The 16,852-nt window shown below is 48.6% G+C and carries 12 protein-coding genes; 9 read left to right on the top strand and 3 right to left on the bottom strand.

Features of this window, described 5'->3' with window-relative positions; all coding sequences use genetic code 11:
* Positions 1–152 precede the first annotated feature (152 nt).
* Both C8U37_RS05450 and C8U37_RS05445 read left to right on the top strand, forming a co-directional pair.
* On the top strand, positions 153–866 hold the full coding sequence (locus C8U37_RS05450; protein ID WP_108032248.1) for a response regulator transcription factor: 714 nt from the start codon (positions 153–155) through the stop codon (positions 864–866).
* Complete coding sequence (locus C8U37_RS05445; protein ID WP_108032247.1) at positions 863–2,284, top strand: sensor histidine kinase; 1,422 nt, start codon at positions 863–865, stop codon at positions 2,282–2,284. Before C8U37_RS05450 ends, C8U37_RS05445 begins: the two co-directional genes overlap by 4 nt.
* A 42-nt stretch (positions 2,285–2,326) precedes the next feature.
* Here C8U37_RS05445 and C8U37_RS05440 read toward each other — a convergent pair whose 3' ends face one another.
* On the bottom strand, positions 2,327–4,501 hold the full coding sequence (locus C8U37_RS05440; RefSeq protein WP_108032246.1) for an LTA synthase family protein: 2,175 nt from the start codon (positions 4,499–4,501) through the stop codon (positions 2,327–2,329).
* 262 nt (positions 4,502–4,763) lie between these two features.
* Here C8U37_RS05440 and C8U37_RS05435 point away from each other — a divergent pair, with 262 nt between their 5' ends.
* On the top strand, positions 4,764–5,417 hold the full coding sequence (locus C8U37_RS05435) for a VanZ family protein (RefSeq protein ID WP_108032245.1): 654 nt from the start codon (positions 4,764–4,766) through the stop codon (positions 5,415–5,417).
* Complete coding sequence (locus C8U37_RS05430) at positions 5,414–6,598, top strand: class I SAM-dependent rRNA methyltransferase (protein ID WP_108032244.1); 1,185 nt, start codon at positions 5,414–5,416, stop codon at positions 6,596–6,598. The genes C8U37_RS05435 and C8U37_RS05430 overlap by 4 nt, the downstream gene beginning before the upstream one ends.
* Positions 6,599–6,719: 121 nt before the next feature.
* On the opposite strand, the gene C8U37_RS05425 is transcribed toward C8U37_RS05430, so the two are convergent.
* Complete coding sequence (locus tag C8U37_RS05425; RefSeq protein WP_108032243.1) at positions 6,720–7,985, bottom strand: BaiN/RdsA family NAD(P)/FAD-dependent oxidoreductase; 1,266 nt, start codon at positions 7,983–7,985, stop codon at positions 6,720–6,722.
* A gap of 355 nt (positions 7,986–8,340) precedes the next feature.
* Here C8U37_RS05425 and C8U37_RS05415 point away from each other — a divergent pair, with 355 nt between their 5' ends.
* The 3 genes from C8U37_RS05415 (at position 8,341) to C8U37_RS05405 (ending at position 13,621) form a co-directional block, all read left to right on the top strand.
* Positions 8,341–8,868: a nitroreductase family protein gene (locus C8U37_RS05415; RefSeq protein ID WP_108032241.1), complete on the top strand. Its 528-nt coding sequence runs from the start codon at positions 8,341–8,343 to the stop codon at positions 8,866–8,868.
* Positions 8,869–9,091: 223 nt separating this feature from the next.
* Positions 9,092–9,793, top strand: coding sequence for an ABC transporter ATP-binding protein (locus C8U37_RS05410; RefSeq protein ID WP_086629329.1), 702 nt, complete (start codon positions 9,092–9,094; stop codon positions 9,791–9,793).
* Between the two features lie 12 nt (positions 9,794–9,805).
* Positions 9,806–13,621 (top strand): ABC transporter permease, encoded by a 3,816-nt coding sequence (locus C8U37_RS05405; RefSeq protein ID WP_108032240.1) that lies wholly within the window; start codon positions 9,806–9,808, stop codon positions 13,619–13,621.
* Positions 13,622–13,682: 61 nt separating this feature from the next.
* Here C8U37_RS05405 and C8U37_RS05400 read toward each other — a convergent pair whose 3' ends face one another.
* Positions 13,683–14,153: an FUSC family protein gene (locus C8U37_RS05400; protein WP_170100197.1), complete on the bottom strand. Its 471-nt coding sequence runs from the start codon at positions 14,151–14,153 to the stop codon at positions 13,683–13,685.
* A 439-nt stretch (positions 14,154–14,592) separates the two neighbouring features.
* Here C8U37_RS05400 and C8U37_RS05395 point away from each other — a divergent pair, with 439 nt between their 5' ends.
* Together C8U37_RS05395 and C8U37_RS05390 are read left to right on the top strand one after the other, a co-directional pair.
* Positions 14,593–15,741, top strand: coding sequence for an ABC transporter substrate-binding protein (locus tag C8U37_RS05395; protein ID WP_108032238.1), 1,149 nt, complete (start codon positions 14,593–14,595; stop codon positions 15,739–15,741).
* Positions 15,742–15,965: 224 nt separating this feature from the next.
* Positions 15,966–16,844: a branched-chain amino acid ABC transporter permease gene (locus tag C8U37_RS05390; RefSeq protein WP_108032237.1), complete on the top strand. Its 879-nt coding sequence runs from the start codon at positions 15,966–15,968 to the stop codon at positions 16,842–16,844.
* Positions 16,845–16,852: the final 8 nt, after the last annotated feature.

Below are 16,852 nucleotides of genomic sequence, written 5' to 3'. Positions count from 1 at the left end.
TAAAGCCCCGTAATCCGGGGCTTTTTCTGTCGAGAACAGCGATTTCCTTATTTAATCACAGAAACTTCAAAGGTATATGGTATCGTATGCTGGAAATGATGCCGCTTATCGGAAAAAAAGATATAATGTAGGAAATGAAAAGGAGAGTCGCTATGGAAATTTTGATGATAGAAGACAATGAAGCCGTCTGCGAAATGATGGCGATGTTTTTTGAGAACGAAGGCTGGCTAGCCGCATTCAAACATGACGGGAAAGAGGGCTTGGAGGCATTCGCGGCCGATGACAGAAAATGGGATATGATCATCCTTGATCTGAATCTGCCAAGCATGGATGGGATGCAGGTCTGCCGTGAAATAAGGAAAATTTCCCAGTTTGTGCCGATCATTATGCTGACGGCGCGCGATTCGGAAAGCGACCAAGTCATCGGTCTGGAAATCGGTGCGGATGAATATGTCACGAAGCCGTTCAGTCCGCTGACCCTGATAGCCCGCATCAAAGCGATGCACCGTCGCGCTAAGGTTGATCATTCGCAGGTGCAGGCTACGGACGATTTCGATGTGCTCACCGATCATGTCAAAATCAGCACGATCACACGTGAAGCCTATCTTGACGGGAAACAAATCGAAAGTTTGACGCCGAAGGAATTCGAACTTTTCGCATTGTTAGCCGAACACCCGAAACAAGTGTTTTCGAGGGAACATCTTTTGACCCGGATCTGGGAAGATCCTTATTACGGGGATGAACGCACAATCGATGCCCACATCAAGAAATTGAGGCAAAAAATAGAAGCGGTCGGACCGCAAGTGATCCAAACGGTTTGGGGAGTAGGCTACAAATTCGACGACAGCGGAGTAGATGAAAAATGAAGTACGTTTATCAACAAATCCTGGCTTTTTTCGCATTGATTCTAATAACTGTCAGTACGACCGGCGTCCTGATCATCCAATACGTCACCGGTAATGTCTACGACGAGAAAGAGACACAGCTGTATGGATATGCCGAATCGATCATCGATCAGAACATGACAATCCAGCAACTGGAAAGCGGTTCGACTTTGGTGTCCAACCAGGACGTCTCGTTTGCCATCTTTGATGCAGAAGACCATATGGTTTACCCGCAAGCGACGGATCTGTATACGAGCGGGATCAGCATGGAGGATTTTGAGCGGCTCTCGGAAGGGGAACGGATTTCTTTGACGGAGCGGGATCGCGGCTTCCTGAACGAAAAAAAACGCTTCTTGACGGTTTATCTCCCGCTTTTTAATGCGACTACGGCCGAGTTCACAGGCTTCATAGCGGTAGGCTCGCCGGTAAAAGGGATCGAGGACGAAATCAATGAAGTTGAACACAATCTGCTTGTGGCAGTGCTGACTTCCGGGGGCATCGCGATCGTCTTAAGCCTCGGCATCGCCAATTATCTGACAAGGCGCATCAAGCGCATGCGGAGGGCCACCCATGAGATTGCGTCAGGCAATTTTGATATCTCGTTGGAGAATCACCACAAGGATGAATTTGATGAGCTGTCGGAGGATTTTAACCAAATGGCAAGGTCTTTGAAAGCCTCCAACGAGGAAGTGGAACGCCAAGAAAATTTAAGGCGTCAGTTCATGATGGACGTAGCCCATGAGATGCGCACGCCGCTCACGACGATTAACGGCATCCTGGAAGGGATTCAGCACCACATGATTCCCGAAGGACGTCGGGACCGGAGCATGCAACTGATGCAAAAAGAAACCAAAAGGCTGATCCGTTTGGTGAATGAAAACCTGGACTATGAAAAAATCCGTTCCAATCAAATCATTTTAGTGAAGCAGGAGTTTTCTGCTAAGGAAGCGCTGGAGAATGTCGCGGAACAGATGCGGGCAAAAGCGCAGGAGAAGGATGACCTGATCATCGTTCATGTGGATGCACCGCACCGGATCTACGCGGATTATGACCGTTTTATCCAGATCATGGTGAACCTCACACAGAACGCTATTCAATTCACGAAAAACGGAACGATTACCTTGTCATCGTTCCGGGATGGCGAGCAGCAAATCATCCAAGTCAAGGACACAGGAATCGGTATCGAGAAGAAGGATATCACGAGCATCTGGGAAAGGTTCTACAAAGTGGATGTTTCCAGAAAGAACACGAAATTTGGTGAATCGGGAATCGGTTTGGCGGTGGTTCAATCCTTAGTGATGAACCACAAAGGGACTGTCGACGTGGAGAGCAATCCAGGCGAGGGAACGACCTTCAAGATTACACTGCCCACCAAAGCAGCGCTCGAAAAAAATAGTTAAAAAAATAGCTGCCGGAATTTTAAATTCCGGCAGCTATTTTGGTTATTCAACTGTTTCTGTCTGTTCTTCTGCTGGGACTTCCTCAGTAACGGGTTGTTCTTCCGTTACGGTTCCTTCAGCAGCTTTGTTGGCAGTCAACTCAGGGGCATCCGTCTGATAAAGCGGAACGCTTGAGACACCGTTGTTCGTGTAGTACAAGGAACTGTTCAGATCACCCAATTCCGCGATGTCCTCTTCCAATTCGGCTGGAGAATCCACATAGCTGTGCAGGCTCTTGTCAACAGGCACGAATCCGTCCGGTGTGTAGAAGCGAAGCAAGTCGCCATTGATGATCTGATCCGAAATAGCCAGCTGCAGTTCAGCTTGCGCCCGGATTTCAGCAACCTTTTGGATCACTTCTTCGGTCTGATAAGCAAGTGTACCTGTTTGCGTATGATAAACAGTATTTCCTAAAATGGTGTATTCACTCGTTACGATGCTTCCGTTACGGAAAACAACGATGCCCTCATTTTGCGCCGACAACAGATCCTGTCCAAGTTGGACATAGGCCGAAGTATCGACACCCAGAAGATGCATCACAGTAGGCAAGATATCAATCTGGCCGCCATAGACATCACTGATTTGTCCGGTACCGGAACCAGGGTTATGGATGATGAACGGGACTTTTTGCATCATGGTGTCATCATAGGCACCCCACAAGTCTGCATTCGCTCCGATGAGCGGAGCCAACGTTTCGTTGCGCGAACTGGAAATACCGAAATGGTCGCCATACAATACGAAAATCGTATTATCATAAAGTCCTGCATCCTTCATATATTGGAAGAACTCAGCCAAAGCCTCATCGGCATAATGGACGGTATTGAAATAACCGTCAACCGTTTCATCGCCGGTATCCAAAGTGAAAGTGTTGTTCAGCTCGTCTTCAGGGAACGGGAAATGGTTCGAAACAGTTATGAACTTCGCGTAGAAAGGCTGCGGCAATTGTTCCAGGTATTGAGCCGATTCCTGGAAGAACAATTTATCCTTCAACCCATACTCGACTGAATTTTCATCCGTCAGCGTGTAGCTGCTGTCGGCATCGAAGAAATAATCATAATCAAAAGATTTGTAAACATTATCGCGATCCCAGAAAGAGCCGACATTGCCATGGAAAACAGCTGACGTGTAGCCAAATGTTTCACTCAAGATGGCCGGTGCCGATTGGAACGTGTTGTCCGCGCCGATCTGTGTGAAGGCTGATCCTTGCGGCAATCCGAACAGGGAATTATCCAGCATCAGTTCGGCATCACTTGTTTTTCCTTGTCCGGTCTGGTGGAAAATGTTGCTGTAACTGTAGGAATCATTGCTGTGGTACAAGCTATTCAGGAACGGCGTCACTTCTGCCGTCGTGCCTGTTTCATCTGTAAGTGACAAATCAATCAGGAACTGTTGCATACTTTCCAGATGGATGTAGACGACATTTTTTCCTTCTGCTTGGCCGAAGTACGTTTCGTTCGGCTCGGCGTAATGTGCACCCAAGTAATCAAGAACAGTAGCCATATCTGAGCTATCCGCGCTTGCACGCACTTGGTTGGCTTGGGCTGTCTTGATTCCATCATAGAGAGTATAGACATTGATACCCAAGTATTTTACGATATAGTTGCGGTCAAAAGTTCTCGTCAGCAACTGCGGGCGGCTGATTTCAGCCAGACCTAAGTTAGCGGCAAAAAGAGCGATTGAAGCGGCGACTGTCGCAAATGCCCATCTTTTCTTGAAGATGCGTTCGTCGCGGTTTTTGCTGACGAATTTCTTATAGACGTAGACGAGCACGAAAGCATCGATCCAGTAGAACAGGTCGATCGGCTGCATCATGGCGATGACGCCGGAACCTAGATTTTTAGTTGCATTGGCAGAACCGAAGATGGTCTTGATCGTCAAGAAATCCGTAAATTCGCGGTAATAGACGATGTTTGCGAACAACAGGATCGAATTCAGCATGTACAGAGCAAGCAAGCTTCGGTAACCTTTTTTAGGATTCTTCACAAAAAGGGAAATTCCCAGAATCAATAAGGTCGTTGCGACCGGGTTGATAAAAAGAATCAGCTGCTGGAACCAGCCGTCTACGCCTAAAGAGAACGCTGTGTGGTAAGCGAAATAGGTCTTCAGCCAGAAAAGGACGACGGCGAACAGGAAAAATCCGAATCGCGTCTGCAACTGTTCAGTTAATTTTTGTTTCAAAAAAGAGACCTCCTATGATATCTTGTGGAACACATGTAAATTTCATGTGAATTTTTAAAGGTAATGTGTGCTATTTGTGAATTTTATGTAAAATGAGCTAGTGTCATTATATTCTGAATGCTTTTGATAGTCAATCGAAGCACCGTAAAGTTTTTCCTAAGTTTTTATCAAGAACGGTTGCTTTTTTTATGATTTTTCGAGAAAATGGGTCTTTCCATGTATCTGATCAAAGGAACAAAACTGACAAAGGTGAGCATAGATTATGATATTTTTACAAGGACCGTATGAGTGGGTGGCTGCTTCTCTGGAATCATCCGTCAATCATTTTCCGCTCATACAATTAGTTTTCAACAGCGTGGACAAGACCATTCTGTATTATTTGATTTGGCTGGTCCTGCGGGCGGCCTATCTGCTGCACAGACATCGCAAGACGGGCAAAAAAATCCCCTTATATAAGGAAGGATTGCTGCATGCTCTGTTTATCTACATCGTGCTGCTGCTTCAACTGACGGTTTTCCGCAACGAAGAGACCTTCTGGACCGTCGAGTATCACAAGATCGATTGGTCGGCGATCCATTGGGTGCCATTGGTGGATACGGTCAAACTATTTTACGGGGACTCCGGGTTTTCGGCCTGGTATAATTCGTGGGGGAACGTCGTCTGGTTTATGCCGTTGGGCTTCGTGGGTCCTTATCTGTTCAGGAAAAAATGCAGTTTCCTCAAAGTGACAGCGATCGGCTTTCTTTTTTCCGCCATGATCGAGTTCCTCCAGCTCATCTTTCAGACGGGCGTGACGCATATCGATGATGTCTTCTTCAACACGTTGGGTGCTGCAATCGGCTACGGCATCTGGGTATCTTCAAAAAAACACAGTAGTGCAGAACGGACAATTGACTATAAAGGAAGAAAACAATGAAAAAAATAATCATTACGCAAATAAGCGAAAAAAAAATTAAGGCGGGCAATCCCTTGCTGCAGTTCGAGGATTTTCCAAATGAACTCAGCTTCGCTGAGGGCGAAATCGTCGAACTTGTCGATTCTCGCCAAGCGTTCGTCGCAAGAGCCTATTTGGCCAAGCAGAACAAAGGCGTCGGGTGGGTATTTTCGTTGGATAACGCGGATAATTTCGATGAAGCGTTCTTCAAAAACAAGTTCGAAAAAGCGAAACGCAAGCGCACGGATCTGCAATCGGACCCTGAAACGACTGCCTATCGGATTTTCAATGCGGAGGGTGACGGCATTCCTGGTGTCACCATCGACCTTTATGACGGATTTGCGGTGGTTTCCTGGTACAGCGGAGGCATTTTCCGCTATCAAGCCGCCATCATCGGTGCTTTTCAAGCGGTCTTCCCGGAAACGAAGGGCATCTATGAAAAATTCCGTTTCCAACGGAAGGACAGCTTGATCAGCCGCTTCGTCACGGGTGAAGCAGCCCCGACGCCTCTGATCGTGAAGGAGAACGGCATCAACTATGCGACATATCTGGACGATGGGCTGATGACGGGCATATTCCTGGATCAGCGCGACGTACGCGGTGCTCTGACGGAGCATTATGCGGCAGGCAAACGGGTATTGAACACCTTCAGCTACACGGGTGCTTTCTCGGTCGCTGCAGCCATGGGCGGAGCAATCGAAACAACAAGTGTCGATGTTGCAAACCGTTCGTTGGAACGCACCAAAGAACAATTCGCCGTCAACAATCTGGATGTCGAGGCGCAAAAAATCTATGTCATGGATGTCTTCGATTTCATCCGCTATGCCATCCGCAAAGAATTGCAGTATGACGTGACCATCATCGATCCGCCGAGCTTTGCCCGCACCAAAAAACGGACTTTCTCGGTCACAAAGGATTACACTCAGTTGTTGGAGGAGTTGATCCAGATCACCGCACCGGATGGTACACTGATCGTTTCTTCGAACGCCGCCAACTACAAGGAAAAGAATTTCAAACAGGATATCGACCAAGCCTTCAAGAACAGCCATTGTGACTACCGTATCCTGGAAACCTTCCATCTGCCGAGCGACTTCGCTGTTCCGGCAGGCAGCAAGACCAGCGATTACCTAAAAGTCTTCGTCATCAAGAAACTGGCAAGATAGGCCGAAGGAACCGGGAATATCCGTATCCCTTCGCCCCTCAGTGCCCCATAAACCAAAAGAAAAAAGAGAACGGAGCCGCCTCAAAATGAGGTGGCTCCGTTCTCTTTACTGATGAATGCTGTTATTCGTGCAGATTTGCAGCGGCATGCTGCCCAGCTGTGTGCCCTGTAACAAAGGCGCCGGTGATGTTGTAGCCGCCTGTGTAGCCGTTGTAGTCGATCAGTTCGCCGCAGAAATAAAGCCCCTGCGTCAGTTTGCTCTCCATCGTTTTCGGATTGATTTCCTTCGTGGAGACGCCCCCGCCGGTGACAAAGGCTTTATCCAATGGATGCGTGCCGTTCACTTCGAAGGAGAAACTTTTGCAGAAGTCGGCGAAAGCTTTGATTTCCTTCGGCGTCAATTCCTTCAGGGACTTCTGGGGATCGATAGCGGCCTGGCTGCAACCGAAAAGTAGGTAACGCTCCGGCATCAAGTCTTTCCAGCCGTTTTTGACGCTCTTTTCCGGTTGGGCCTTGATGAGTTTCTGCAACTGTTGCTCGACGGCACCCAATGAAAGTTCCGGCAGGACATCCAAGGACATCTTGACGGTCTCGGTTTTATCGCGCTTCATTGTCTGGTGGACAAACATCGAACAACGTAAAGCGGCGGGACCTGATACGCCGAAGTGTGTGAAAATCATGTCCATCTGGTGGGACACGACTGTTTTGCCTTTTTTATTTTTAATGCTGAGGGCAACATTGCGCAAGGAAAGTCCCTTCAGTTCGCTTGAACGGATGAAGTCCGCATCGGATGTGATCGGCGCTTCGGTCGGGTACAATTCCGTGATGGTATGTCCAGCTGCCTTGGCGAACTTATAGCCATCGCCTTTGGATCCTGTGCGCGGAAGAGCCTTTCCTCCAGTTGCCAGAATGATCCGATCCGCCGGGAGGATTTCGCCATTATCTAAAAGGACACCGGTCACCTGACCATTTTCGATCAAGATGCGTTCCACTTTTATGTTGGTCCGAATCTGGACCTGTAGCCGCTTCAGTTCCTCGATGAATGCTTCGAGGATAGTCCGGGCTTTGTCCGTGACAGGGAACATACGGCCGTGATCCTCTTCCTTCAGGGCGACTCCGCGTTCGATAAAGAAGGTCATGATGTCATATTGACTGAATTGGGTAAAGCTGCTGTGCAGGAATTTTCCGTTTCCGGGAATGTGCCGGATGATTTCCTCTTCGGGACGATTGTTGGTGACGTTGCAGCGTCCACCGCCTGTCAAAAGCAATTTTTTCCCGAGACTTGGATTTTGTTCGAGGAGCGTCACTTCAGCTCCTGCTTCGGCAGCGGTGCAAGCCGCCATCAGACCGCTCGAACCTCCACCGACAATAATGATGCGTGTTTTCATATTATTTAATTTCTCCGATCTTTTGCTGCACTTACTTTATCACAGATCTGTCTATCTGAAAACGGCTTTCTTCGCAACATGATCACTAAAAAATAGGCTTTCCTTCATTAAATATTCAAATATCACGGCTATACTATGTTCATACCCAAAGATAATCGTTTCTTTTTCCTCTTCTGTACCCGCAGAAGAACACCTCCCTCTTGGACGGAAACGGGGCTTTGATTGCTGAACAGCTAAGCAGCGATCGTGCAGAATGATTTTTTTCTGTAAGCCTTGATTTCCGTTCATTTTTTGTGCCCGAAAGGGTATAATAGCCATAGAGTACAGTTAATTTTGAAGAAGTGAGGGAAATGAAATGGATTTTATGAAAGTAATGCATACGAGACAAACAACACGCAGCTTCCAAAAGTTCGGGCTGTCACAGGGGCAAGTGGAACTCATGCTGCAAGCCGGGCAAAATGCACCGATCAGCCGCGGCCGTTTTGAGGATTACCATATCACAGTCATAAAAAATCCGGAAATTTTGGCAGCGATTACATCTATGGCGAAGGAAGTGACCGGCAATACGGACAGAGATCCCTTGTACGGAGCATCTGCCTTTTTCGTTGTTTCCGCCAAGGAACCGGCTAAACCAGGCAGCATCGCAAGCGCAGCCGCAATCGTAGAAAATATGCACCTACAGGCAACCGCTGAACTGTTGGGCAGTTGTTTCGTGATGGGAATCATCATGGACGGCACGCTGGATGCTGAAGGGATCCGCGGAAAAATGGGGATTCCGGAAGGATTCACGCCTGTCGCCGGAATGGTGGCGGGCTATCCGCATGGCTATCTGCATGACCGGCCACGCACTTTGGATAAAATCGCCAACAACATCGTTGAATAGGACTGTTTAGGCACTGAAAAACGACCTCAGGAGAAACGTTCAGGTTTCCCGGGTCGTTTTTTGCATACACATCTGAGGTGGGCTTAACCAAAGATGAGGACTCTGATTGCATTTCTGCGCTCTTTTGTATACGATTGTAGTATTATAATAGGTAAATATATTGCGGATAATTTTTTCGGAAAGCTTCGAAATACAAATCAATCCAGAAATGAAGGGATACAGAATGGCATACATTTCCTTAAAGAATGTCAGCAAATTTTATCAGATGGGCGAGACCAGAATCACAGCCAACGACAAAATCAGCTTCGACATCAACGAAGGGGAGTTCGTAGTGATATTAGGGCCCAGTGGAGCCGGGAAATCCACTGTTTTGAATATTCTCGGCGGGATGGATGATGCCGATGAAGGTCACATCAGCATCGATGGGGTGGATATCTCCCAGTTCACTTCGAAGGCCTTGACGACCTACAGAAGGCGGGATGTCGGTTTCGTTTTCCAGTTCTACAATCTGGTGCCTAACTTGACCGCGAAGGAGAACGTCGAGCTGGCCTCGCAGATCTCCCCACATGCCCGTGACGCTGCCGAAGTCATGCGGGAAGTAGGTTTGGGTGAGCGCATGGATAACTTTCCAGCGCAGCTCTCCGGAGGCGAACAGCAACGCGTGGCCATTGCCCGCGCCTTGGCGAAGCAGCCCAAGCTGTTGCTTTGCGATGAGCCGACAGGTGCGTTGGATTACGAAACGGGCAAACAAGTGCTCAAATTACTTCAAGATACGTGCCTAGACACCGGAACGACCGTCATCGTCATCACGCACAACCAAGCCATCGCAGCCATGGCTAACCGGATCATCGAAATCAACAATGCCAAAGTGCGGGCTGTCCATGAAAATCCGAACCCTAAACCAGTATCTGAAATCGAATGGTAGGAGGGGAAGACGATGAAGAAAAAAGCGCTATGGAAAGACATTTGGATAGAGATAGGCAAGAGCAAGGCGCGCTTTCTAGCGCTCTTGGCCATCATCACCTTGGGCGTGGCCTTCTTTGCCGGCATCAAAGCGGCGGGTCCGGATATGCTGGATACCGCCAACCAATATTATGAAGAAAATAACCTGTATGACCTGAAGGTTTTGTCCACTTATGGCTTGGAAGAAGCGGACATCGCCATTCTGGCTAAAACGGCCGATCTGGCTGTCCATCCGATGCGAACGGTGGATATCGAAATGGAAGGCAGTGACTTCCTCGTAAAAGTCTTCCCGCTGCAAAGCGGTGCGGATCCGGTCAATGAATATGCGGTCGTCGACGGCAGGTTGCCGAAAAAAAGCGGGGAAATCGCTTTGGATGCCAAACAGAATCTGATGGAGACTTATCAGATCGGGGATACCGTCAGCTTCCGCCATGAGTCCGATGAAGGGCTCTCGGAGGAGGATAAGGAAAACCGCATTTCCTTGAAAGAGCAGGAATACACAGTCGTCGGTTTCGTAGACTCGCCGATGTACATCGAAACGATGATGCGTGGCTCTACGAACGTCGGGAAAGGCAGCTTGGATGCTTTCGTTGTCGTGCCCGATTCGGACATGCTCGGCAGCATCTACACGGAGGCTTACCTGACGATCGCTCCCGATGCGGCGGAAACCGGCTACACGGATAGCTATGATGATCAGGTTGACAGCCTGGCCGATGAAGTGGAGCTCGCCTTGAACGGGAGACCGTTGGAACGCATCAACGAAATCCGTGCAGAAGGTCAGCGGAAAATCAAAGATGCGGAAGATGAACTGCAGGAAGGGAAAGACAAACTTGCGGAAGCCGAGCAGGAACTGCAGGATGCCCGGCAACAATTGGATGACGGGACAGCGGCCTATGAAGAAAATCGCCAGTTGTTTCTGGATGAGATCGCAAAAGCCGAGAACACGTTAGCCACCACCCAAGCTGAAATCGATGCGGGCATGGCCGAATACCGTGCAGGCTTGGCGACATATCTGGAAAAAAAAGCGCTCTACGACGAGGCGAAAGTTGCCTGGGAGACGCAGAAAGACTCCCTGCAAGGACAAACCGGTTCGGATGCTTCCGTGGACGTGTTGCTGGCAAGTCTGCCTGATACGCCGGAGGGCAATGAAATCGCTGATTTGGCGCAGGCTTTATTGGATGGGCAAGCCGAAGTTGGAGCGACCCAAGCCTCACTGGAAGCCAAAGCTGTGGAGCTGCAGGAACGGGCAACCGCTTTAGCCACAAAAGGCGAATTGTTGCTGGCTGAGCAGACGAGTCTGGAGACGGATGGAGCAGCTTATCAGAACGAACTGACCCTTTTCACCGCTGATATGACAGCTTTCCAAACGGAAAAAGCAACCAAACAAGCGGAATTCTCCGCAAGACAAGCCGCCATCGATGCAGAAAGGGACGCCTTGGCAGCTTTGGATCCAGAAACGGACCCCAGCGTGGCAGAGCGCTTGGCGGCCTTAGCCGATCAACAAACGACTTTGGATACCGAACAAGCGGCTCTGGCGCAAACTGAAGCGGATTTGGCAAGCCGTCAAAGCGCTTTGGAGCAAGCGGGAGCCTCCTTAGCGATCCGGCAAGAAGCCCTAACCGCAGCAGCCGCGGCCTTCCAGGCGGAAAGCGCGACTGAAGAGGCGGCTCTATTGGAAGAACAACGCCTTTTGGAGGAAGCCGGCGCTGAACTGGCTGCCAAAGGTGAAGAATTAGTTCAGCAGCAACAACTGTTGGAAGAAAAACTTGCGGCATTCATGGCCGATGCCGAAGCCCAAATCGCAGCCGCCGATGCGCAATTCGCCGAACAAGGAACAGCTTTGGAGAACGGCAGATTGGAATTGGAATCGGCGTTCGCCCTACTGGAAGCCGGACAGGCACAGATCAACAACGGTTGGGCTGAGTTGGAAAGTCAGCGTGTGAGCGGAGAGCAGGCCCTATCCGAAGCTTGGCAGGAAATCCAGCAGGGCGAAGAGGATTATCAAGAAGGCTTGGCCACCTTCACAGCTGAGCGCGCAGACGCAGAAATCGAGATAGCCGAAGGGGAACGCCAGGTCGCAGAAGCGAAACAGACGCTGGCCGATCTGATCGAACCGGTTTACTATGTGACGGATCGGTCCGGAAATCCTGGCTATCAGGAATACCGCGACAATGCCGACCGCATCTCGGCGATCGCAGAGATTTTCCCGGTGTTCTTCTTCCTGATCGCGGCCTTGGTGAGCTTCACGACGATGGCCCGGATGGTGGATGAACACCGCCAACAGATGGGGACGCTGAAAGGCCTCGGTTACAGCGATTTCGACATCGCCAAAAAATATTTGATTTATGCAGCAATCGCCTGCGTCGTAGGAACATCGCTCGGTTTGGTGGCTGGTTATAATATTTTCCCTGCTGTCATCTTTGATGCCTACGGGTCCATGTACAGCCTACCTTCCGTGAAAATCACCTATTACTTGTCCTATGCCCTGATTTCGATAGCTATCGCGATGCTCTGCACCATCGGCCCGGCAGCATGGGCAGCCCATGCCTCGCTCCGAGAAAATCCGGCAGCGATGATGCGGCCGAAAGCGCCGAAGAACGGCAAACGCGTACTTTTGGAACGCTTGACGTTCATTTGGGATCGCTTGAGCTTCAATTCGAAGATAACGGTACGCAACTTGCTGCGCTACAAAGCGCGCAATATGATGACGATACTGGGCGTAGCCGGCTGTACGGCCTTGATCCTGACCGGGTACGGCATCAAAAATTCCATATCCGGATTGGCGGACACGCAATTCAATGATGTGATGCGCTACAATGCCATCACGGCGATGCGTCCGGAAGCGAGTGAAGAAGAAATCGCCTCCTATGATGAACTGATCGCTGCGACCCCAGAAATAACCGACCATCTCAAGGTGGTCCAGGAGAACTATAAGCTGGATAAAAAAGGCGTGAACCTGCAGAACGTCACCGTCTTTGCTCCGCTGGAAACCGATAATCTTTCGGATTTTGTCAGCCTGCGTGACCGCGGGACGCAAGAACCAATCGCACTGACGGATGAAGGAGCCGTCATCTCTGAGAAATTGGCCAATTTGGCCGGCGTCGGACCGGGGGACAGCATCGAAATCCGGAATGATGAAATGCAGACCTATCAAGTTCCGATCCAGGCTGTCACCGAGAACTACGTCAACCATTACCTTTACTTGACGCCGAACCTTTACGAAGACATTTTCATCCAAGCCGCGGAACCGACAACGGATTTGTTGCTGTTTGAAGAACCAGAAAGTTGGGAGAGGAGCTTCGGATCCGAAGCGATGGGAGAAAAGGCTGTCGCACTGGTGACGTTCATAAACTCCGTCGACCGCAGCTTCGCTGAAACCTTAGGGAGTCTTGACATCGTCACATTGGTATTGATTGTGTCGGCAGCCGCATTGGCTTTCGTTGTCCTGTACAGTCTGACGAACATCAACGTATCTGAGCGGATCAGGGAACTATCTACCATCAAAGTGTTGGGGTTCTATGATGTGGAAGTGAGCATGTACATCTACAGAGAGTCGTTGATCTTAACCTTGCTGGGCATTTTGTCCGGGTTTGTTCTCGGAAAAATTTTGAGTACAGTCGTACTTAAAATGGTGGAAATCGACTTCATGATGTTCCCGCCGACCATCATGCCGATCAGTTACCTTTACTCAGGCCTGCTGTCTTTATTGTTCTCAAGCGTCGTCATGCTGATCATGCACCGCAAGCTGAAACAAGTGGACATGATCGAAGCGTTGAAGTCAGTCGAATAAGAAAATAAAAAACGCGCAAGCAGCCAATGGATGGCGGCTTGCGCGTTTTTTCTGCAGTTGCTCAGTTTTCGGATGGTGTTTGAGGCGCACCAGGCAGCAGGTAGTTGACCCCGATGGCGATGGAAGTGCCGATGACTGTGTCCAGTACCCTTTGGATGGCATAGGTGATTTTTTCAGTGTCATCTATATTGTAGAAAACGACAAGGAAGGTCGCGGTCGCACCGACGATAGCCGTTGACATGTCCAAGATGTTGCAGACCATGATCAGGATGATGACGGCGATGATTGTTCCGAAGAAATCCACAGAAAAATCCAGTCCCAGAAAATCTTTGATGGCAATCAAGGTGACACCAAGGATGCCGGCGACAGTATTGCCTCCGACACGACGGATTCCATGATGGAGTGACTGCGAGCAATCTTCACGCAAAGCAAAGACTGCCGCCAAACCGGCCAACATAGGAGAACCTCGGTCCAATAATTTGAACAGTAGGACACAAAAACCGACAGCAACGCCGGATTTGGTTGTACGCATGCCTACGCGGAACTTCTCCTTATCCAAATGGAACATAGTAAGTACTGCACTTCCTCTCGAAATGAAATAATATCTCAATCATAAGCATTTTTGAATTTTTATCAAGTCATTTTCGTATTATTGTGCAAATAATGCACCTGCATTTGCTGTTTTGTTCAGTATGACTTTCCGGAAAATGAGAAAAAAGAGCAGTTGTTTTTGGACAAAAAATGCCCGTTATTATGCAAGTCATTTTATTGGATTTGTTGCAACGGCGCTTCTTTGAGGGGGCGTAAAAAAAGAACATTCGCTTTTTGCCAAAAAAGGCCAAAATTGGGTTGCTTAAATTGTCAGAATATTCTATACTAATGACATTAAATTTTAAGGAGAAGGATGAGGGCCTTTTCTTTGAATTTACAACGAATTATTAACATATAGTGAGATGGGGAGGATTATTTAGATGAAAAAGAAATTATTGATGGGCTTGGCATCTGTATTCGTACTTGCAGCATGCGGCAATGGCGCGACGACAGAAGAGAGCGATACAATCAAATTGGGTGGTAACTTCGAATTGTCAGGCGGTGCGAGTGCATACGGAACACTGATGGACGAAGGGATCAAAATGGCCGTTGCAGAACAGAATGCTGCAGATGGCTTGTTGGGCAAAGAGATTGAATACATATCTTACGATAATAAATCCGAGCCTTCAGAATCCACATCGGTTGCGACGCGTTTGGCTACCGAAGATAATGTTGTCGCAATCCTAGGACCTGCTACAACTGGTGCAGCCAATGCACAATCGCCTGCAGTTACAAGAGCAAAAGTACCAGCGATCCTTCCTGCTGCTACAGGCGATAGCGTAACAATGGATGGCGAATCTGTGTTGGAATACGTATTCCGCGTATGCTTCCAAGATTCATTCCAAGGTAAAGCTTTGGCTGAATTCGCTCAAACAGATTTGCAAGCTACAAAAGCTGTTATTTTAGTGGATAACTCAACTGACTACGCAATCGGTTTGGCTGATGCGTTCAAAGAAACATTTGAAGGAGAAATCGTAGCGGAAGAAAACTTCACAGCCGGCGATACAGACTTCAAAGCGATCCTGACAAACATTTCGAAATTAGATTATGATGTCATCTTCTTGCCTGGCTACTATGAAGAAGGCGGCCTGATCATCAAGCAAGCCCGTGAAATGGGTATCGCGCAACCGATCCTTGGACCGGACGGCTTCGCCAACTCAACATTGGTTGAATTGGCCGGTGCCGACAACGTTGATAATGTATTCTACGCCAGCCACTTCACTCCGAACAGTGAAGATCCTAAAGTACAAGACTTCTTGGCTGCTTTTGAAGCAGAGTACGGCAAACCTGCAGATTCATTCGCAGCTTTGGCTTACGATGCCGCACAATTAGTATTCGATGCAATCGCGACTGCTGACAGCACAGATCCTCAAGCAATCACAGATGCTTTAGCGGCAACTGAAGATTTCGAAGGCGTTACAGGTAATTTCTCATTCGACGAAAATCATAACCCTGTAAAATCCGCTTTCGTTATCGAATTACAAGATGGTTTAGAAGTCGGCAACTCTGTTGTGGAACCAGCTAAATAAAAATGGCCTGGCGCACAAAATAGCGGCATTGAAACCTGAATAGACCGTTTGATTCCAAAGTAACACAATGAGGTGCTGGCAGAATTTGCTTAGCACCTTTCTTTATGTTTTACCTCATCAAAAGTTAATCCCTCATCGTGCGTTAATATTAGTAAACTATAATCGGACAATACAGTATAATGAAAGAAAGAATTCTGTAAAGCAGAAGAAAAGAGAGGTGTAAAATGGAAAATTTAGTTCAGCAGCTGATAAACGGTATATCGTTGGGAAGTATCTACGCCTTGATTGCGCTAGGGTACACCATGGTATACGGCGTCATCAAATTGATTAACTTTGCCCACGGGGACATTTATATGGTGGGCGCGTACCTTGGCTATGCTTTGATCCAAAACGTTGGCCTCGGCCTATTCCCAGCCATACTGATTTCAATGATTTTTTGTGCCATTTTAGGGGTGGTCATCGAGAAGATCGCCTACAAACCATTGCGGGGAGCAACAAGGGTAGCAACGCTGATTACAGCCATCGGGGTTTCCTATTTATTGCAAAACGTCATGATCTATATAATGGGGCCTCAAGTGAAGGCCTTCCCGACAGCATTGAAAGTCCAGAATTGGACATTCGGCGGGGTGACCATCAACTCGCAGCAAATCCTGATTTTTCTGACGACGGTCATTCTGATGATCGCTTTGCAGGTCATCGTGAAGTACACCAAAATGGGGAAAGCCATGCGGGCGGTCAGCACCGATCCTGAAGCGGCACAATTGATGGGGATCAACGTGGATAACGTCATTTCCTTTACATTCGTCCTGGGCTCTTCCTTAGCCGGAGCGGCAGGCGTATTGGTCGGTATCTACTATAATTCGATTTCACCATTGATGGGTGTGACACCGGGTCTGAAAGCTTTCGTTGCGGCAGTATTCGGCGGCATCGGCATCATCCCTGGGGCCATGGTCGGCGGTTATGTCATCGGAATCATTGAGACATTGGTCAGCGCATATGGCGGCTCAATGTTCAAAGATGCAGTCGTTTACCTGATCCTGATCATCATCCTGATCGTAAAACCTTCCGGAATCTTCGGGAAAAATACAAAAGAGAAAGTGTAGGTGATAAC

The organism is Trichococcus patagoniensis (assembly GCF_003051085.1).
GTDB classification, from domain to species: domain Bacteria; phylum Bacillota; class Bacilli; order Lactobacillales; family Aerococcaceae; genus Trichococcus; species Trichococcus patagoniensis.
Note: the sequence above shows the minus strand (reverse complement) of the source record. Positions and strands in the feature narration are given on the sequence as shown.